The organism is Enterococcus sp. HMSC072F02 (genome assembly GCF_001837725.1).
GTDB lineage: Bacteria > Bacillota > Bacilli > Lactobacillales > Enterococcaceae > Enterococcus_B > Enterococcus_B lactis.
Window position 1 is genome coordinate 52,926 of sequence record NZ_KV833977.1, and the last position, 20,338, is coordinate 73,263.

Annotated in this window: 15 protein-coding genes, 4 tRNA genes, 1 riboswitch and 1 other annotated feature; of the genes, 4 read left to right on the forward strand and 15 right to left on the reverse strand. The window is 38.7% G+C overall.

Annotated elements, in window-relative coordinates:
- Window position 1: 1 nt before the first annotated feature.
- The 6 genes from HMPREF2731_RS13400 to HMPREF2731_RS13425 form a co-directional block, all read right to left on the reverse strand.
- Complete coding sequence (locus HMPREF2731_RS13400) at window positions 2-328, reverse strand: PTS cellobiose transporter subunit IIA (protein WP_002292259.1); 327 nt, start codon at window positions 326-328, stop codon at window positions 2-4.
- Window positions 329-340: 12 nt separating this feature from the next.
- Complete coding sequence (locus HMPREF2731_RS13405; RefSeq protein ID WP_070873162.1) at window positions 341-2,320, reverse strand: BglG family transcription antiterminator; 1,980 nt, start codon at window positions 2,318-2,320, stop codon at window positions 341-343.
- Window positions 2,321-2,340: 20 nt separating this feature from the next.
- Window positions 2,341-2,655: a PTS cellobiose transporter subunit IIB gene (locus HMPREF2731_RS13410; protein WP_002292257.1), complete on the reverse strand. Its 315-nt coding sequence runs from the start codon at window positions 2,653-2,655 to the stop codon at window positions 2,341-2,343.
- Window positions 2,656-2,879: 224 nt separating this feature from the next.
- The gene (locus tag HMPREF2731_RS13415; RefSeq protein WP_002292256.1) at window positions 2,880-3,950 is read right to left on the reverse strand and encodes an FUSC family protein; all 1,071 of its coding nucleotides are present in this window, start codon (window positions 3,948-3,950) and stop codon (window positions 2,880-2,882) included.
- A 180-nt stretch (window positions 3,951-4,130) separates the two neighbouring features.
- Complete coding sequence (leuS, locus tag HMPREF2731_RS13420; RefSeq protein WP_002292255.1) at window positions 4,131-6,545, reverse strand: leucine--tRNA ligase; 2,415 nt, start codon at window positions 6,543-6,545, stop codon at window positions 4,131-4,133.
- Window positions 6,546-6,690: 145 nt separating this feature from the next.
- Window positions 6,691-6,897: a binding site (T-box leader), on the reverse strand.
- A 69-nt stretch (window positions 6,898-6,966) separates the two neighbouring features.
- Window positions 6,967-8,973, reverse strand: coding sequence for a LysM peptidoglycan-binding domain-containing protein (locus HMPREF2731_RS13425; RefSeq protein WP_070873164.1), 2,007 nt, complete (start codon window positions 8,971-8,973; stop codon window positions 6,967-6,969).
- 368 nt (window positions 8,974-9,341) lie between these two features.
- Here HMPREF2731_RS13425 and HMPREF2731_RS13430 point away from each other — a divergent pair, with 368 nt between their 5' ends.
- The 3 genes from HMPREF2731_RS13430 to HMPREF2731_RS13440 are packed head-to-tail and all read left to right on the forward strand — an operon-like array spanning window position 9,342 to window position 11,520.
- The gene (locus tag HMPREF2731_RS13430; protein WP_002292251.1) at window positions 9,342-9,998 is read left to right on the forward strand and encodes a phosphatase PAP2 family protein; all 657 of its coding nucleotides are present in this window, start codon (window positions 9,342-9,344) and stop codon (window positions 9,996-9,998) included.
- Entirely contained in the window at window positions 9,998-10,954 is a 957-nt protein-coding gene (locus tag HMPREF2731_RS13435; protein ID WP_002285909.1) for a tRNA modification radical SAM protein MnmL/YtqA, read from the forward strand. Before HMPREF2731_RS13430 ends, HMPREF2731_RS13435 begins: the two co-directional genes overlap by 1 nt.
- On the forward strand, window positions 10,954-11,520 hold the full coding sequence (locus HMPREF2731_RS13440; RefSeq protein WP_002335446.1) for a tRNA 5-(aminomethyl)-2-thiouridylate-methyltransferase MnmM: 567 nt from the start codon (window positions 10,954-10,956) through the stop codon (window positions 11,518-11,520). The genes HMPREF2731_RS13435 and HMPREF2731_RS13440 overlap by 1 nt, the downstream gene beginning before the upstream one ends.
- A 202-nt stretch (window positions 11,521-11,722) precedes the next feature.
- On the opposite strand, the gene HMPREF2731_RS13445 is transcribed toward HMPREF2731_RS13440, so the two are convergent.
- Complete coding sequence (locus HMPREF2731_RS13445) at window positions 11,723-13,492, reverse strand: ABC transporter ATP-binding protein (RefSeq protein WP_002292737.1); 1,770 nt, start codon at window positions 13,490-13,492, stop codon at window positions 11,723-11,725.
- Between the two features lie 2 nt (window positions 13,493-13,494).
- Entirely contained in the window at window positions 13,495-15,207 is a 1,713-nt protein-coding gene (locus HMPREF2731_RS13450) for an ABC transporter ATP-binding protein (RefSeq protein ID WP_002329921.1), read from the reverse strand.
- A 114-nt stretch (window positions 15,208-15,321) separates the two neighbouring features.
- On the opposite strand from HMPREF2731_RS13450, the gene HMPREF2731_RS13455 reads away from it, so the two are divergent.
- The gene (locus HMPREF2731_RS13455) at window positions 15,322-15,987 is read left to right on the forward strand and encodes a TetR/AcrR family transcriptional regulator C-terminal domain-containing protein (RefSeq protein WP_070873166.1); all 666 of its coding nucleotides are present in this window, start codon (window positions 15,322-15,324) and stop codon (window positions 15,985-15,987) included.
- 69 nt (window positions 15,988-16,056) lie between these two features.
- On the opposite strand, the gene HMPREF2731_RS13460 is transcribed toward HMPREF2731_RS13455, so the two are convergent.
- The 7 genes from HMPREF2731_RS13460 to HMPREF2731_RS13490 all read right to left on the reverse strand — a co-directional run bounded on the left by HMPREF2731_RS13460 (window position 16,057) and on the right by HMPREF2731_RS13490 (window position 20,304).
- Window positions 16,057-16,845: an alpha/beta hydrolase gene (locus tag HMPREF2731_RS13460; RefSeq protein ID WP_002316096.1), complete on the reverse strand. Its 789-nt coding sequence runs from the start codon at window positions 16,843-16,845 to the stop codon at window positions 16,057-16,059.
- An 82-nt stretch (window positions 16,846-16,927) separates the two neighbouring features.
- Window positions 16,928-18,400 carry an MDR family MFS transporter gene (locus tag HMPREF2731_RS13465; protein WP_002292733.1) on the reverse strand — a complete coding sequence of 491 codons (1,473 nt, stop codon included), beginning with the start codon at window positions 18,398-18,400 and terminating at the stop codon, window positions 16,928-16,930.
- 130 nt (window positions 18,401-18,530) lie between these two features.
- Window positions 18,531-19,724 (reverse strand): methionine adenosyltransferase, encoded by a 1,194-nt coding sequence (gene metK, locus HMPREF2731_RS13470; protein ID WP_002292731.1) that lies wholly within the window; start codon window positions 19,722-19,724, stop codon window positions 18,531-18,533.
- Window positions 19,722-19,801: riboswitch (SMK box riboswitch) on the reverse strand. Its footprint overlaps the gene before it by 3 nt.
- Before the next feature lie 186 nt (window positions 19,802-19,987).
- Window positions 19,988-20,059 (reverse strand) — tRNA-Glu (locus HMPREF2731_RS13475).
- An 11-nt stretch (window positions 20,060-20,070) separates the two neighbouring features.
- Window positions 20,071-20,144: transfer RNA gene (locus HMPREF2731_RS13480), tRNA-Ile, on the reverse strand.
- 12 nt (window positions 20,145-20,156) lie between these two features.
- Window positions 20,157-20,227 (reverse strand) — tRNA-Gly (locus HMPREF2731_RS13485).
- Window positions 20,228-20,231: 4 nt separating this feature from the next.
- A tRNA-Phe gene (locus HMPREF2731_RS13490) sits at window positions 20,232-20,304 on the reverse strand.
- Between the last annotated feature and the right edge of the window lie 34 nt (window positions 20,305-20,338).

Below are 20,338 nucleotides of genomic sequence, written 5' to 3' on the forward strand. Positions count from 1 at the left end.
TCTATTTATTTTTTTGATACAAATAATTCATTTCCTGTGCAACTTCCAATAATGTCATCGTCGTCATCAGATGATCTTGTGCATGGACCATGATAATTTCCATTTCTATTTTTGTCCCACTAGCATATTCTTTCAGAAGTTGAGTTTGTGATTGATGCGCATGAAGAATCTCTTCATTTGCTTGTCGCAACTTCTCTTCTACTTCTTCAAACAGCTCCTTACGCATCGAGCGAAATGCTTCATGTATCAGTGTTCGTGCATTTCCGCTATGAAAAATGATATCAAAAGACGTCACTTGTAGCGTTTCACTGTTTATTTTTTCAGCCATCTGTTTTCCTCCTTATTCGATCAATTTGATAAATTTACTGCTGAAATTCTCAAAAATAGGTTCAGCTAAGATTTCCTGTTGCACGTTTAGCTGGTCAACTAACCTAACGATTGCTTTGGTCACGACCGTAATTCCTTCATTTTCGATATAAGAAGGCGAAACTAGAAAAACAAAATGGATTCCTTGATACTGATTCCATTGCATCCCTGAAGGAATCAATGCAACGGCTATCTTTGTTTCGATTCCAACTGGAACAGCGGGATGTGGGACTGCCACTGTATCACTGAATATGATTTGTCCCATACTTTCACGTTGCTGGATCTGCTTTCGCATTTCTCTTATATATCCTTCTTCTTCATTTATGCTCAGCTTTTGCAACAAATCATGAAGAACTTCTTCTTTTTTCGGTTCGTACGTATAAGTCTTGAAAAACTTTTCAGACAGCTGTTCGGTGTAAATCTGCTTTTTTTGCTGTAGAGAAAATGCTGGTATCGGTCGATCTGAGGAATGATAAGGTATAGATTCACCAATTACCTTTCGTATTTTATGAACATCATCTTCATTCAAAAAAATACTGACATGTAAAACTGGAATTTTAAAAAACATTGTCGAAAGATCAATAGAAGAAATAATCAAGTCGATTCCTTTTAAAGTTGTTTCATTGATCTCATAATAGCCTTTTACATTTACCACTGTAATATTTTTTCCAAATTCACTGACTACACGATTCTTTAATAATTGGGCACTGCCGTAACCCGTTGCACAGATGATCAACGCATGCAATTTATGCGTAGCTCTTTCTTTTTCCAATGCCGCCATGAGATGCAAAGCCAAATAGGCCCATTCATCTTCATTGATGGTATAGTTTTTCAAAGCCGGCATGTTGCTGAAATGCGTTTTTACTGCTTCAAAAACTTTGGAATTTTCTTCCTTTATCTCTTCAGTCAGAGGGTTCTCAATGCGAATGCCTCGGCTCAATCGAATCATCATTGGTGACAAATGATCGAGTAGACCATTGAAAAGCTGGTGATCCTCTATTAATGAAAAACGAAATTCCTGAGACAATCGTTTCAAAACTTTCGCTACTTCCTTTGATAGTTCCTGATCATTTTTATTTTCTCTATGATTTGACTTAGCCATAAGGTGTAAAGTCAAATAAGCAATTTCTTCTTGGGGAAACGATACATCTGCGATTACCTCAATACGTTGAACAATGCGTTGCGCGACTTGATACTCTACTCGATCAGAAACTTCTTGTTCGATACCTAGTTCCTTGATTTCAAACCCTTCTCGTAGACGTTTGATTCCCAAAGCCAAGTGTAAGGACAAATTCTGTATGATAAAATCAGAAACTTTTAACTTAGCTTCTCTTGTTTCATCGAGAATGATGATCACTAGCTCTTCAAAACTGATGTCTGTGAAAAAGCGACTTTGTCCTAAATATTCTTTCAATGAATTCCCATAATGGTTCCCGAAAAAAGTATCCATGATAAAATGCCGTCGATTTCTTTCTTCCCCTTCGATCCATATCCCTTGACCATGCTTAGAAACAATTTTTAGTGAATAAGAAATCAACCGCTCTTTGATTTCTTGCATGTCCTTTGTCAAACTAGAACGACTGATATAAAGCTCTTCTGCCAAATCATCCATAAAAAGAATGGCATCTTCCAAAAGCAGTTGGTTCAATATATACTTTTGTCGGTCTTCCGACTCATAAAATCCTTGAGGCTCTCTAGCATATCCCGGTACTATTTCTTGCCGACTCAAAAACAGATCAAATGTCAGTCTTTGTAAAATATGCAGTTGGTAACCATAACCTGGTTTAGCAATGATCTTACCTCCGTTTTCTTCTACTAACTCTTTGATCCGCTGCAAGTAATTACGGATTGTCCGATCAGATAATAACAATTCAGAAGCTAAACGTTGACTGGTGACATACTCCTTCCTGTGATCAATCAAATATCTCAACAGTAATTTTTCCTTCTGTTTCATTATCATCCACTCCTATTCCATCATATGTTCTCTTCGATCACCTCTGCTAACTTCTGGATGCCTGTAGGGATTGGGACATACGCTTGGAAAGGGATACTAACAACAGGCTTTCCAACAGATTCTCCTAATTTTTTGAATTTATCCAAAAACATCGTCGTTTGCGGGCTGATCAGAAATAAATCAAAATCACTATTCTTAATCATATTATCGCCTTCTGTAGCTGAAACTGCATCTACGAGTATCTCTTCTCCTTTTTGCTTAAAGAAATCCGTTGTCTTTGAGGCCATCATCGATGATGACATTCCTGCTGCACAAATAATCAATGCTTTTTTCATAAATCAATCACTCCTTTTATTTTTATAAACCAAGCATAACTTGTAAGCGTTTTCTATTCAAAATATATATTTCCGTAGCATTACGGAAAAAATGTGTATCATCTCTTGAATAATGAACGTAGAGCATTTCACTGATTTACCGTAAAAAAGATACACATGGAATGATAGCAATTTATCATCCATGTGTATCTTCACTTTTTCCTTATTTTTTTATTCGATCTCATCTAATGATTCAAACCGTGTTTTTCTCTTATTTTGCGGATAAGTATCTCAGTCACCCCAATATACATGATTCCTAAACATACCCCAAGGATATTCTCAAAAATACGGATCGTTACTGCTCCTGGAACACCAAATAAGCTTGCAGCGATTGTCAAAGCACCAAAGCAATTAAAAATTGTTTTATATCTATAGGTAGAACAAATACCTAAAGCTAGTCCACCCAATATACCGACCCACGCAAACGGAATAAATTGGCTGATACCAATAAATAAAGCACATCCGATCAATGAGCCGATAATTCTGTCTACTGCTCGTTCTTTGAAACCAATCGACATCAATCCATAGCTAGATACAATAGAAGAAAATGCAAACCCTGCCCACATCAATCGTTGAAAAGGGACATATTCTCCTGCGACAATCAAAAGACTGATACCAAACGCATAGCTGAGCATCCAAATTTTTTGTTGCGAATAAATATCTTTCAAAAAATTCTTTCTGAATAAGCTTTTGCCTCTATTCTTTTCTCGATGTTTTCTATAAAGGATAACTGAAAACCAACAAAAAAATAAAAACAATAAGCTACCTGTTTGTGTAAAGAAATCCTTGTTCAACAAATCTTTAGGTAACGAATAAACAATAAAAAGATAAGAAAAACCGTACAAAGAAGCATTTCCCATTTTAGGGTCACTAGCAGTTGCCAGTAATATGCTACTTAGTAAAATAAAATGAATCAACACGCCCATACCTGACCATTTGATCAGTTGGACATAAGGCGCTGTTAATAGTGAGAGCATAACGATGGCTAAACTAATGATCGAATGAAAAATCTTATAACCAAAATCAACAAAACGAATACTCATCAACATACAGAATAAAACCACAGCGTATGGTTTATGCGTCGATTCAAACAATGTTGTAATGAAAATAATAAAACAAATGGCAAATAATACGATAAATAATGATCGTAAAAACAATGAACAAATATACATGCGCTTTTCTTTTCTAGAAGTTGCTTCTCGTATTTTTTGTTTTAAAATAAACGGATCTAGTTGCAGAGACTGATAAAAACCCACCTGTTGTCGTCCTTTCTTTTACTTTTATTTCTATATTTTTCACAGTCAACTATGACAGGTTGTAAATACTATGGAACATCATATGGCGTTGTTATTTTCTTGTCAACTATTTTCCCTATTCATGTTTTTTTACAAAAAAACAGCTGACAGAGATTCTGCCAACTGCTTTTATCAGGTTATTTAATTAGCAACGATATTGACTAACTTGTTTGGTACCGCAATAACTTTTCTGACTGTTTTGCCTTCGATATATTCTTGCACTGTTTCATTGGCTAATGCTACTTTTTCTAGCTCATCTTTCCCTAAGTCTCGGGGAACATTGCTTTTCGCACGAACTTTACCGTTTACTTGGAAAACAACTTCTACTTCGTCTTCCACAAGTGCTGCTTCGTCATATGTTGGCCATGGTGCGTAAGAAATACCATCTTCATTTCCAAGGATTGACCATAGTTCTTCACCTATGTGAGGAGCAATCGGTGCGAGTAGTTGAACAAATCCTTCGATATATTCATAAGGCAGAGCGTCCACTTTATAGGCTTCATTGATAAAGACCATCAATTGGGAGATTGCTGTATTGAAATGAAGATTTTCATAGTCTTCTGTCACTTTTTTCACTGTTTGATGGTACACTTTATCAAGTTTGCCGTCATTCAATGTAGTGATACGATCACGCATTTTATTGTTTTCATCAACGATCAAGCGCCATACACGATCCAAGAATTTGCGGCTTCCTTCTAAGCCATTTTCGCTCCAAGCAATCGAAGCGTCTAATGGTCCCATGAACATTTCGTACATGCGCAGTGTATCTGCACCGTAAGTTTCAACCACATCATCAGGATTGACTACATTACCGCGAGATTTTGACATTTTTTCGTTGTTTTCGCCTAAGATCATTCCTTGATTGTATAGTTTTTGGAATGGTTCTTTTGTAGGAACAACACCGATATCGTATAAGAATTTATGCCAGAATCGTGCATATAGTAAATGAAGTACCGCATGTTCTGCTCCACCAATGTAGATGTCAACTGGCAGCCAACGCTTCAACTTTTCATAATCTGCTAGTTCTTTTTTGTTATGAGGGTCGATATAACGCAGGTAATACCATGAGCTTCCTGCCCATTGTGGCATTGTATTCGTTTCGCGACGGCCTTTTTTACCTGTTACAGGATCAACGACATTGACCCACTCCTCAATATTTGCTAATGGAGATTCACCAGTACCGCTTGGCTTGATATTTTTTGTCTTAGGCAAACGTAATGGTAGCTCTTCTTCTGGGACAGCTGTGACTGTTCCGTCTTCCCAGTGGATGATTGGGATTGGTTCACCCCAGTAACGTTGACGGGAGAATAGCCAGTCGCGTAAGCGATAGCTGACTTCTTTCTTCCCTACGCCATTTTCTTCTAGCCATTCATTCATTTTGTCGATTGCTTCTTGTTTGTTCATACCGTTTAAAAATTCAGAGTTGATGTGCGTACCATCTTCTGTGTAAGCAGCTTTTTGAACATCTCCACCTTCGATAACTGGAAGAATCTCTAGTCCGAAAGTTTGAGCGAATTCAAAGTCACGTTCATCATGTGCTGGAACAGCCATGATTGCTCCTGTGCCGTAAGAAGCTAATACATAATCAGCGATCCAGATTGGGATTTCTTTGCCATTGACTGGATTGATTGCGTAAGCACCAGTAAATACTCCTGTTTTTTCTTTTGCAAGATCTGTTCTCTTCAGATCTGATTTTTTAGCTGTCTCTTCGATATAAGCTTCTACAGCAGCTTTTTGTTCAGGGGTCGTAATTTCTCTAACAAGATCTAGTTCAGGTGCGAGAACCGAGTAAGTTGCACCGAATAAAGTATCTGGTCGTGTCGTAAACACGGTATAGGATTTATCCGTACCAGCCACTTTAAATTCAATATTTGCTCCCACTGAACGCCCGATCCAATTTCTTTGCATTTCCTTGATGCTTTCTGGCCAGTCAACTAGTTCTAGATCATCCAATAAGCGATCGGCATAAGCAGTGATTTTCAGCATCCATTGGCGCATTGGTTTTCTGACTACGTCATAGCCACCACGTTCACTTTTTCCATCGATCACTTCTTCATTTGAAATAACTGTTCCTAATTCAGGTACCCAGTTTACCGCTACTTCTGCTTCATAAGCCAGGCCTTTTTCATAAAGCTTCGTAAAGATCCATTGTGTCCATTTGTAATACTCTGGATCAGTTGTATTCACTTCGCGATTCCAGTCATAACTAAATCCTAAAGAATTGATTTGGCGTCGGAATGTTTCGATATTTTTTTGGGTAAATTCAGCCGGATCGTTTCCTGTATCTAACGCATATTGCTCAGCAGGTAGACCGAATGCATCCCACCCCATTGGATGCAGTACGTTGTATCCTTGACTTCTTTTCACACGGGAAAGGATATCCGTTGCCGTATACCCTTCAGGATGCCCTACATGGAGCCCTTGTCCGGATGGATAGGGAAACATATCTAGTGCATAAAATTTTGGTTTTTCAGGATCATCATGGGTGTTGAAGGTATTCGTTTTTGCCCAGTATTTTTGCCATTTTTTCTCTATTTCTTTATGATTGTAACTCATTTTCTGTCCTCCTGTTCTATTAAAAACGCTTGTTTCTATTATAGCGAAAAAAACCGGCAGAATCTGTTTCTTTTTGTTTTCTTTTACTTTGTTTTCTCAAACTTCACAAAAGAAATAAAAAAATCCTATAAAAAGATTGCTCTTTTTATAGGACGTAATCTACGCGGTACCACCTATTTTTACCTTAATGAAAAGGCCTCGAACGTTGTAACGGCCGTCACCGCCACTTGCTTACTCGAATATTCAGCAAGGGCAACTCAAAGGCGAGTTCAAAAGCATCCGTACACATTCTCACCAACCATGTGCTCTCTGAAACTTCAGTCTTTTTACTACTTCCTTTTCAAGTGTTGTCATATTTAAGTAGCCTTATAGTAACAAATATTTTTGTGGAATTCAATCGTTATTTCTTTGAACAGCTATTTTATTTAGCTACAATCAATGTTTGACCTGGATAAATAAAGTTGTTTTTGATATTGTTCCATTCGATTAGTTGAGCCATTGTAATACCATGGCTGTCAGCAACACCCCAAACAGATTCTCCAGATTTCACAGTATAGGTTTTCGAACCTGCAGGTGCTTGTTGGTTTGTTGTTTGAGACGAACCTTTCTTCACGATCACTTGTTGTCCAGGATAGATGAAATTATTTTTGATATTATTCCATTCGATCAACTGATCCATCGTGATATGATGTTTGTTCGCTACGCTCCAAACTGACTCGCCTGCTTTCACGGTATACATCGTATTACCAGAGGATGATGTACTTGTTGTAGCAGACGTATTCGGTGTATTTGGTTTCGCTGCCGAAGTAGTTGAACCTGTATTGGTATTTACTGAATTGCCGCCTTTAACGATCAATTGCTGTCCTGGGTAAATAAAGTTGTTTTTGATATTATTCCATTCAATCAGCTGATTCATCGTGATGCCGTTTTTATTCGCTACGCTCCAAACAGATTCACCCGCCTTGACTGTATAAGTGCCTTGAGACGAACTGCTGCCAGTATTAGCTGAGCTGCTGTTATTTGTATTGGCTGACGAACCTGTATTACTTGATGCGCTGTTTGTTGACCCACTGTTTGAAACAGTCAGTTGTTGTCCTGGATAAATAAAGTTATTTTGGATGTTGTTCCATTGGATCAGTTGAGCCATCGTAATTCCATATTTGTTGGAGACACTCCAAACAGAGTCTCCGGCTTTCACTGTGTATTTCGTTCCTGAAGCCGTATTAGAAGAACTTGAATTAGACGAATTTGAACCACTTGTGTTGCCAGTATTTGCTCCAGTATTAGAGGAACCGCCATTTGATACGATCAGCTGTTGTCCTGGATAAACAAAATTATTCTTGATATTGTTCCATTCAATCAATTGAGCCATCGTAATTCCGTGATCATTTGAGATCTTCCAAACAGAATCGCCAGATTGAACAGTGTATTTCGCCCCAGTTGTTTGTCCTCCGTTTGATGTACCAGCATTTCCTGAAGAATTGGTATTGTTACCAGAATTATTCGTCGAAGAGCCATTTTCTTGGCTACCCTTGATCGTTAGTTTTTGTCCTGGGTAAATGAAATTGTTTTGGATATTGTTCCATTGAATCAATTGATCCATTGTAATACCGAATTTATTGGAGATTCCCCAAACAGAATCGCCAGATTGAACAGTATAAGTGGTCGAAGTTGCTGAACCTGAGTTTGTATTACCAGAATTACTTGAACCGCTAGTACTACCTGTACTTCCAGTATTATTCCCACCTGTAGTGGCTCCACCGCCCGCGTTTCCGCTAGCTGGTGTATCATATTGGGTCAATCCGTAAGTCGTGATGATATTATTTAATTTGCTTGCATAACCAGGGTCAGTCGCATAACGACCTGTCAAACAAGCTGTCGCATCTGTATAGGATCTCGTGTTGCTCTTCCAAGTACCGGCATAGTAATAACCGTTGCCAAATGAAGTATTTCTAAGTACATAGGCATTGTCATTGAACGATTCAGCAAAAGAAGGATATTGTCGGAAAGGCTCCTTTTTATTTACCCATTGATTATTTAAAAATTCAAGCGTATCCATGTAGACAGTTTGTCCTTGATAGCTGCCTTTTATCCCAAAAAGATTATAATAAGGTGCTTGCGATAACGCACTACTGCCCCAACCGCTTTCTACAACTGCTTGTGCGATCATCACTGATGCATACAAATCGTTGGCTTGAGCAATTGGCTGCGCATAAGTAGCAATTTCTGTAATAAATGCCGCTGTATTGATTCTTGCGCCGAACTGAACAGGTGTTTCATCCGCTTGAACAGGAATCGGCTGTACTAATGGAGCAGCGACAGAACAGCCTACCATCGCAGTTCCCACGATTGCTGCCCCTCGTTTTGCTTTTCGAAAACGTTTGGTCTGTTCTAAACGTCTCCGTTCTTTTCTTGCAATGTTTTCCATCTTCTATCCTCCAACTTCAATTTATCTATTATTAATAATTATAACTTCTCTTAATATTTATTAAAAGTTATTTAAGAGCTTTGTTGTTTTTTGTAATCATATTGTAATTTACCGTAATGAACAACTTCTGTTCATTTTTAAGTTCTTCCTACGTCTATGTTCTTATTTACAAGGATTTCGAAAAACACTGATTTTATTTTCCTAACATTTCATTTGTATTACCAAAAAATGTCTTTCCGATTACAGTTATTTTTTTATAAGAATATTGGTTATTCAAAGAGGGATCATGCATGGGTTTTATCTCTTTACCGTTTTTTTCGCTGGACCAAAAATGCTATAATAAGTCATTGCTTCAAAGGAGGAATTGTATGAAATATAAAACATCATTTCAAGTGACTGGCAGCTTCTTTCTTGTCCTGTTTTTTATTTTGGGCTGGATCGTAAAGTTCCATCTATCGTGGCTTTCTGGTTTCGATCAGTGGTTTACAGACATTGTCAGAGCTTCTTATCCTGATCTGAACAGCTACCAACTCTTTATGACTAAATTCGGTAATCCTCTTACCGTCATCATTTTATTTGCTTGTACGGCTTTATGGATGTGGTATAAGAAAAAAAGGGCAGAAACAGTTTGGTTCGTTTCTGGATTTATTGTAATTGCTGGAATCATCAACCCGTTGATCAAACTATTTTTCATGCGAGAGCGCCCTTCATTGACACACTTAGTGGTTGAAACAAGTTACAGTTTCCCTAGTGGACATGCAGCAGGCAGTATGATTCTTTACGGCTCTTTCCTATTTCTGCTGCCAGCTTTTGTTCAAAAAAGAACCTTACGTACATTGCTTCAATTGCTGATGGTGTTTATTATAGTAAGTGTCGGGATAAGCCGCATTTATCTGGGTGTTCATTTTCCTACCGATATCATCGGCGGCTACTTACTCAGTTTTTCTTGGCTGTGCCTGACTTATCCAGTGTATAGAGAAAAAAGAAAACAAATAGGTAACTCTTACAGAAAGAAGGACTTTTAATGACTTTTCCTTATTCAGAAGGAAATAAAAGATATCATTCTTGGAATTATGCTTTACGAAATGAGTTTGGCGGGAAAATTTTCAAGGTGCCGATCGATGGAGGGTTCGACTGCCCGAATCGAGATGGGACTGTTGCCCATGGCGGTTGTACTTTTTGCAGTGTATCTGGTTCGGGTGATATGATCGTTGCACCTGAAGATCCACTTCCAATCCAATTCCAGAAAGAAATCGACATGATGCATCAAAAATGGCCTCATGTCCAACAATACATCGTTTATTTCCAAAATTTTACAAACACCCATGCGCCAGTTGAAATAATCAAAGAACGATTTGAGCAAGTAGTCAATTTACCAGGTGTCGTAGGATTATCAGTCGGTACACGACCGGATTGTCTGCCAGATGAAGTAGTTGATTACCTTGCTGAACTGAACGAGCGGATGTATTTATGGGTAGAACTTGGATTGCAAACAACTTTTGAAGAAACTTCAAAACTGATCAACCGAGCACATGATTATCAAACTTATTTAGATGGCGTGGCTAAATTACGCAAACATAATATCCGTGTTTGTACGCATTTGATCAACGGATTACCAGGCGAAAGTTTAGAAATGATGAAAGAAAATGTCAGACGCACTATTTTAGATTCCGATATCCAAGGAATCAAGCTCCATTTGATGCATCTGATGCGCAAAACGAGAATGTTGCGAGACTATCATGAAGGTCGACTTCAATTAATGAGCCGTCCTGACTATGTCAATGTCATTTGCGACCAGCTGGAAATGATACCAAAAGAGATCATCATCCATCGTTTGACAGGGGATGCGCCGTGGGATTCCTTGATTGGACCAATGTGGAGCTTGAAAAAATGGGAAGTCTTGAATGCAATTGATGAAGAACTTCTTCGCAGAGATAGCTTCCAAGGAAAATATGATGTACGGAAAAAGGTGAGTGTCTGATGTTGCAAACTGCTTTGTATTTCAGCCATACATTACTGCAAGAAATCTTGCAACCAGGAGATCACGTCGTAGATGCAACGATGGGCAATGGCCACGATACGGTTTTTCTAGCAGAACACATCGGAAAAACTGGTCATGTCTATAGTTTCGATATCCAGCAACAAGCAATCGATGCTACTCGTGAAAAGCTAGAACAGCATCAGTTAGAAGAACGTGTTTCATTGTTTCTACAAGGCCACGAAACGTTAGGAGAAGTAATAGCTGAACAACAAGATCTCAAAGCAGGGATCTTCAATCTAGGGTATCTCCCAAAAAGTGATAAAGCAATCATCACTATGCCAGAGACTACACGCACAGCTATGGAAGAAATATTGAAACGACTTGTGCCTCGCGGACGATTGATCCTTGTTGTCTACTATGGTCATGAAGGCGGAGAAAAAGAACTGGATATGGTTGATTCTTTTTGTTCCAAACTGACACAGGAAACATATAATGTGCTGAATTATCGGTTTATCAACCAAAAGAACCAGCCGCCTATTTTATATTGTATCGAGAAAAAAAGATAAAAAAAACGCAAAACATAAATGATATGTTTTGCGTTTTTTTCTCTAGTACTCAGGTTAGAGCGTTGATTTCACAACCTCTTTATTCACGGTGCTCAAAAGCTTGCATCTGCGGTAATAAGTCCAACCAAATCAAAAACATGAGAAGCTGTTTTTGATTGGCTGTTCTTATTACTTGATGCAGGACAGCTTTTTCACAACCTCTTTATTCAAATACAAATTGATTATGATAAAGTTCCGCATAAAATCCATTTTCTGCTAATAGCTCGTGATGACTGCCTTCTTCAATGACTTCCCCATCACGCAAGACAACGATTCTATCTGCATTCAAGATCGTTTTCAGCCGGTGAGCAATCACAAAGCTGGTTCTTCCTTTGATTGCTTCATCCATTGCTTTTTGGATCCTTGCTTCTGTTACCGTGTCTACATTACTTGTTGCTTCATCCAAAATCAATAAAGATGGATTTGTGATGATCGTTCGAGCAATACTGATCAACTGCTTTTGACCTGTACTGAACAAATTGTTTTCTTCGGATATCTCTGTATCATACCCTTTTTCTAACGTCATGATAAAGTCGTGAATGTTCGCTTGTTTTGCTGCATTGATGATTTCTTCATCTGAAGCATCTGGTTTACCGAATGTGATATTGTCTTTGATGGTGCCAGAGAACAAGACGGATTCTTGCAAAACGATTCCTACATGTCTACGTAATGCATCTAGATCATACTCTCGGATATCTATTCCATCGATTACTACTGACCCATCATTGACATCGTAAAAACGATTCAGCAGATTCATGATCGTCGTTTTCCCAGATCCGGTTGGTCCAACAAGAGCAACCATTTCTCCTTTGTCCACATTGATTGAGACATCTTTCAAGACTAGTTTTTCTGGAGAATAACCAAAATCTACGTGTTGCAAGGCAAGTCCTTGTTCTACTCCATCAAATGCTTTACCGTTTTCTGGTTTGACTTCATCTTTTTCATCAAACATTTCATTTAATCGTCTTGCCCCTGTAATTGCTAATTGGATCATGCTGTACCCAGAAGAAATCTGCATCAATGGTTGGTAGTATTGTTGTGAATATTGGACGAATGTCACAACTAAGCCTAACGCCACCGAACGTTCCAAATCGCCATTCAATGCTAACCAGCCGCCGAAAAAGATAACGATTGCTGTATTGACTAGTGACATTCCTTGCATCATCGGAAATAGTAGGCCAGAATAAGCTTGTCCTTTGAACGTTGCTTCGCGAACACTTTGATTATGTTCTAAGAATCCTTCAATCGTTTCTTCTTGTAAGCCATTTGTGATGATGACACGTTGTCCGCTGATTTTTTCATCCATATAGCCATTCAGTTTTCCCACTTCATCTTGCTGAAGATCCACATATTTTCGCGCTTTTCGAATAATCAAGACAGCTATCAAAATAGCTACTGGAGTAGAAGCAATCGTAGCCCAAGCTAATTCTACATTTTGACGAAACATCATAATCAAGATTCCGACAAGTAAAACAGCATTCGTGATGACTTGAAGCAATGCTTGGTTCAAACTATTTTGAATATTATCTAAGTCACTGGTAAAACGACTTAAAATTTCACCATCTTGATGAGAATCAAAGAAGCGAATCGTCAATTTTTCCAATTTGTTGAATAAACCGATACGCATTCGGTTCGTTGACTTTCCTACTACTTGAGTGAATAAAATACTATAGATAAAGTTGGCTGCACTAGCTAATACATAAAACAACAAGAGTTTCCATATTACAGAAACAAATTTGCTTTTATCATCTACGCCTTGCATCAAGCCACCTACGTAATTTGCTAATTCTTGGAAAGCTTCCCCGATATACTGAGGTGCTTTTACTTGTAGATAGGTAGCAATAATTACTGTGATAAAGATAAAGAAAAAGGAGAGTTTGTACCGTTTCAAATAGTGATAGAAAAATTTACTTGCTTTTATTAAATCAGTCATACTTACTCCTCCGTTCCTTTTTGAGTTTCAAAGATTTCCTGATAGACACGGTTTCCAGCTACCAATTCCTCATGGGTTCCTTCGCCGACTAATCTACCTTCATCCAATACTAAGATGCGGTCTGCTTTGACAACAGAAGCAATTTTTTGTGCGATGACGATCGTCGTTGTTCCCTTCAAATCTCGATCAAGTGCTTCTCGGACCAGTTTTTCAGAGCGAGCATCCAATGCACTCGTACTATCATCTAAAATCAAGATCTTTGGATCACCGATAACACCACGAGTAATGGATAGTCGCTGCTTTTGTCCACCAGAAAAATTGCTGCTTCGTTCTTCTACTGGTGCTTCGTAACGATCAGATAGCTTTTCGATGAATTCTTTTGCTTGAGCAATAGAAGAAGCATGCTCCATCTCTTTTTCTGTTGCATTCTTTTTTCCTTGGCGCAAGTTTTGAGCAATCGTTCCTGAGAATAAAATTGCTTTTTGCAAAACAAAGGACACCGTTTGTCTTAAACTCTTTTCATTTACTTGGCGAAGATCTACACCACCTACTTCTACTTTTCCTTCTGTTGGATCAAATAGACGAGGAATCAGCTGTGCTAGTGTGGATTTCCCGGCGCCAGTCGCACCGACGATCCCGACCATTTCTCCAGGTTTGATAGAAAAGCTGATATCTTTAAGCGTATCTGTATCCTCACCAGGATAACGAAAAGAAACATGGTCAAAAGTGACAGAACCCGTCAGCTCTTGTTCTGGAACGTCTAAATAAGTAAGATCTGGTTCAGCATCTAAAATTTCCGCAATCCGCTTCAGCGATACGGCTGCTCTTGAAGTCATCATCATCATCATTCCGCCGATAATGATCGCCATCATGATCTGCATCAAGTAATTCATGAATGAAGCAATTCCACCAATTAATGTAGGATCATCTTTAACAAGATCGCTCACAAAGAAGATCGCCCCAACCACAGCTAAATTGGCAGCCAGCATGAAGGACGGGATCATCACAGAAAATAATGTACCGACTATGATGTTGTGTTTTGTTAAGTCCTCACTTACTTTGCTGAATGTCTTCAATTGGTTTTCTTCCTGTACAAATGATTTCACTACACGAATCCCTAGTAAGTTTTCTTTTGCAATGCTATTTACACGATCAATCAGTTTTTGAATGATCATGAAGTGCTTACCCATCCGTGTAAATGAAAGTGCCGTGATAAGAAATACCGTAACGATAAGCGCTACGATGATCCACCACAATTGTGGCATCGTGATCATAGCTAAAATGAAGGCACCAATAAATAAGAATGGAATTCGAAAAAGTGATTGCAAAGAAATCATCACTAAATTTTGGATTTGCGTGATATCATTTGTTAGACGAACAACAAGATTCCCAGCAGAGAACTGTTCGATATTCCCAAATGAAAATGTCTGGATCTTTCGAAAAGCTTCTTCTCGGATATCTGCACTTACGCCCTGAGCTACTTTCGCAGAGAAAATCGTGTTCGTTACACCTGCAGCTAATCCTAGCAAAGCCAGACTGATCAGATAAATACCGATTGTTTTCATTTCATCATTATCTTCTGTAATAATAGCTTCCAATACTTGCTGTAGTAATTTAGGTTGCCATAATGCTGCTGCAACCATGACTGCTACGGACAGCAAGGAAATAAAAACAGCTACTTTATATTTTTTCGCATGTCGTAAGATTAATTTCATTCGTTGATTACACCCCTTTGTTTAAATTGACAGGACTAATTTAACACTGTAAAATTAGACCGACTAACAATTTACCATGTTTAAAAAGATAATGCAATACACGAGGTTGATAAAATGGAAATAAAGCTTTCTCAAGCAATCATCATTCAGGCCGCCTTTGATATCTTGGCTGAAACACAAGCTCTTTCGCAGCTTTCCATGCGAAACATCGCAAACAGAATTCACGTTCAAGCACCTGCTTTATATTGGTATTTCAAAAATAAACAACAGCTTTTGCAGAAAATGGCTGAAACAATGGAAGAAGAATTAGCGCTTCCAGATCCAACTTTGCCCTGGAATGAACAATTGTTGCAGTATATGGAAAATTACTATGACCTTTACACACGTTTTCCTTGTGGGGCAGAATTAGAAATCAATACTGTGCCCGTTTTTCCGAGTCGATTAGAACATTTGGAACAAATGATCCAACTACTTGTTCGTGAAGGATTTTCAGTCACCCAAAGTCATCAGGCCATTGCCTCTCTCCACAATTTATTGATTGGACAGCTAATGGATCAGCAGCATGAACAACAGCTTCGGCAAAAGATTATGGACGGAAATGAATTTTTGAAAGAAACAGTTCTATTTATGCGTAATTATGTAGTTGAAAATCAATTAGAGGGATCTAAAGAAAGTATGCAGTCCCATGCAGAATTGAATGAAAAAGCACTCTTTCTAACGAGTGCACAAACCTATATTGAAGGTTTATGCCAACAAAATAAAAGAAGAGAAAACAATTGATAAAAAAAGCTCCTATAAAGGTCACCAACAAAGTGATCTCTATAGGAGCTATCTTTTTAAGTCTCTTTTTTACTTTTCTTCCATCAGCCACACCAATGCACGTTGGATCCATTGATCCCAGAAGATCCAATTATGATCGCCAGGTCCTTGTTCAAAGGTGACCGCTAAGCCTTGTTCCTGCATAGCAGATACCATTTCCTGATTTGCTTGATAAAGAAAATCAGATTCCCCACAAGCCATATAAAACCTTGGGACTGGTTTTCCGCTTTTTACTAATTCTTTCAATAAATATTGTGGATCATTCTTTGAACCTTCGATTTGATCCAATGGTCCAAAGATTCCTTCCCAAAAGGCTGCTTTACGAACCATCAAAAGATCATCCATTCGGTTTCCTACAGAAACAGCGCCTGAAAGAGAGATTACTGCTGCGAAATTTTCTGATTTTGCAAGGCCTAGTTTTAATGCGCCATATCCGCCCATCGATAATCCAGCGGCATATGTTTTTTCCCTTTTTCTTGTTAATTGTGGGAATAGTTCATGACAAATCTCAGGTAGCTCTTCTGCAATGAACGTCCAATATTTCATATCATAAACCGTATCTGTGTACCAGCCAAGATCAGTAGATGGCATGATGACAGCTAATCCGTAGTCTGCTACATAACGTTCAATCGACGTACGTCTTTCCCATACACTATGATTGCCACCCATCCCATGAAGTAAATATAAAACAGGTATGTCCGTTGTCGCTTGCTCTGAACTGGTGCCAATCACCTTTTTAGTTGTTTGTGGAAGTATCACATTTAGATTGACTTCCATTTCTAATACATTCGAATAAATATTTGCTTGAATAAATGCCATATTTTCGCCTTCCTTAGTAAGAAGTTATTTTTGAATAACTTTAAATTTGAATGATTCGGCAAAGTACATGTCTCGACCGAAACTACTGTTTTATTTTACCACTTTTTTCATGAACGAAAAGCGTTAAGACCAAAGCAATGATCACGAGTAACAAGCCAACTAGATAAACGGAATGTAACCCATCATAAAGAATTTTTCTTAATGGCAATAGAATATCCGCATCGATATATTTAGCCGTTTGTGGATTCACCAGTTTGTTCATGATATCCGTATCATTTGTTAAATTTGCTGCTGCAAGTTCTCGTTTAGTTACCCCATTTATCAATAAACCAAAAATAGAAACCATGACTGTTTGACCAATTGTTCGAACTAACGTATTAAAAGAAGTTGCTACACCAAGCTGATCACGAGATACACTATTTTGTGCACTGACAGTCGAGGTAGTCATGGTCACACCTAAGCCTATACCGATGACCGTTGATATAGCAAAAAACCATAAATAGTTACTTCTGAAAGGCATAAGATACAACCAAGCGCCCCCAATAGCTGCGATTAGTAGTCCAATTCTCAAGACCCAATGAGTTTTCATTTGAGTCATCCACTTGCTTGCAAGGAAAGAACCGACCATCCAGACTAGTGATAATGGTGCTAATACCAACCCACCAATTGCTGCATTCAGTCCTAATACACCTTGCATCCACATAGGAATATAAACATCGATTCCCATCAAAAAACCACTAGCCAATGCTGCAGCCAAGTTGACCACAACAAATAGTGGATTTTTGAATAAATACATCATGATGACAGGATCTTTAGCTCTTTTTTCGGCAAAAATAAAAATACCTAACAGTACGATACTACCTAGCAGCAAAGCAGAAACAAGCGGACTCATTCCTTCGTCTCCTAATAATTGGAATCCTAACAGCAATGAGACAAGCATGACCATCAAACTAAAACTACCAAAAATATCCATTGGTTTAGACTCATGTATGATTTTTGGTTCATTTAAATATAGCCAAATAAAAATAATTAATAGAATTCCGATCGGCACATTGATAAAAAAGATCCAGTGCCAGCTGATCGTTTCAACGATGAATCCTCCCGCGAGCGGTCCAAAAACACTGGCAATCCCCCAAGCTGAACTATTCAAACCTAAAACTTTTGCTCGCTTCTCAATAGAATAAAGATCGCCGATGATCGTCAAAGCTACTGGCATCATTGCTCCAGCGCCCATCCCTTGAATCGCACGAGCAGCAATCAACCCAATCATGCTTTGAGATAAACCGCAAAATAACGAACCGATAATAAACAATAATGTCCCAAAAATAAAAATTGGTTTTCGTCCCACTTTATCCGCAAGTTTTCCGTAAATCGGAGTAAGCATAGCGTTTGTCAGCAAATAAATCGAAAATACCCAGTTCATGATTTCCATTCCATGTAATGAGCCGACGATCGTTGGCATAGCGGTTGTTACGATTGTTCCTTCAATAGCCGTCATGAACGTTGCAATGAAAACACTCACTGTGACTAAAGCAACATTTGTTTCTTTTTTCATCTTATTCCTCCTTTTTCATCATGACAGGATCTAAAAATAGATAAATACTCACTATCTTTTTCAAGAGGTGCACTGCCATAAAAAAAGCTGGAACAACCACCATTCGGCGATCGTTCCAGCTGAATATAGCTTATTTTGCTAAACTTGCTTTCAATGCATCTACTTTGTCCGTATGTTCCCAAGGCAGATCCACATCTGTACGACCAAAATGACCGTAAGCAGCTGTTTGTTTGTAAATCGGACGACGCAAATCAAGCATCTCGATGATTCCTGCTGGCCGAAGATCGAAGTTTTCTCTCACTGCAGCAATCAATTCTTCTTCCGGAACCGTTCCAGTACCGAAAGTATTGATGGAGATCGAAACAGGTTGAGCAACACCAATCGCATAAGCTAGCTGTACTTCTGCTTTGCGAGCAAGCCCTGCTGCAACGATGTTTTTAGCAATATAACGTGCAGCATAGCTGGCAGAACGGTCAACTTTTGTCGCATCTTTACCAGAAAAAGCACCGCCACCATGACGAGCATAACCGCCATACGTATCAACAATGATCTTTCTTCCTGTTAATCCGGCATCCCCTTGAGGACCACCAATGACAAATCGGCCAGTCGGATTGATATAATATTTTGTTTGATCATCTAATAATTCAGCTGGAATAACTTCCTTCACTACTTTTTCGATGACATCATGACGAATTGTTTCATTATCTACTGCATCATCATGCTGTGTTGAAATAACGATTGTATCTACGCGTTCAGGTTGTCCTTGATCATCATATTCAACTGTGACTTGAGATTTTGCATCTGGACGTAAATACGTTAATTCATTTGATTTACGTAAATCTGCCAAGCGGCGTACCAGACGATGACTCAAAGCGATTGGTAAAGGCATTAATTCCGGTGTTTCATCTACAGCAAAACCAAACATTAACCCTTGGTCGCCAGCACCAATTTCATCTAATACGTCTTTTTTATCTTCATCCCGGATCTCAAGTGCTTCGTCAACTCCTTGAGCAATATCAGGAGATTGTTCATCAATCGCAACCAATACAGCTGCTGTATCTCCATCAAATCCGAATTTTGCACGTGTATAACCAATTTCTTTTATTGTTTCCCGTACAACTTTTTGGATATCTACATATGCCGTCGTAGATATTTCTCCAAATACTAAAACAAGCCCAGTTGTTACAGATGTTTCACACGCTACTCGTGCTGTTGGGTCTTGTTCTAAAATTGCATCCAAGATTGCATCACTGATTTGGTCAGCGATTTTATCTGGATGTCCTTCAGAAACAGATTCTGATGTAAATAAGTGTCTTTCTACCATTATAATGATTCCCCCTAGTTAAATTCGGTTACAAGGCATCTCCGTCCTACGGATCCTTTCGGGAACTTGCAACGAACCAAGTATAGCAGATAAAACAGTTTTCTGCTCGTATTTTTTCATTTTTTTGCTTAAAAAATATAAATATTTTACGTTAGATTTATCCAAAAAAGCTTAGCACAATCATCTATAAAGATAACTCTGCTAAGCCTTTTAAAATCATTCTTTCAGATAAAAAGAAAAAGATACTCATCAAGTATCTTCCATGACCCGTACGGGATTCGAACCCGTGTTACCGCCGTGAAAGGGCGGTGTCTTAACCGCTTGACCAACGGGCCAATAAAATAAATGGGCCTAAATGGACTCGAACCATCGACCTCACGCTTATCAGGCGTGCGCTCTAACCAGCTGAGCTATAGGCCCATAAAAACTAAAAGCGGGTGACGAGAATCGAACTCGCGACAACAGCTTGGAAGGCTGTGGTTTTACCACTAAACTACACCCGCATAATGGCGCGGGACAGAATCGAACTGCCGACACATGGAGCTTCAATCCATTGCTCTACCAACTGAGCTACCGAGCCAAACGGTTCCGACGGGAATCGAACCCGCGATCTC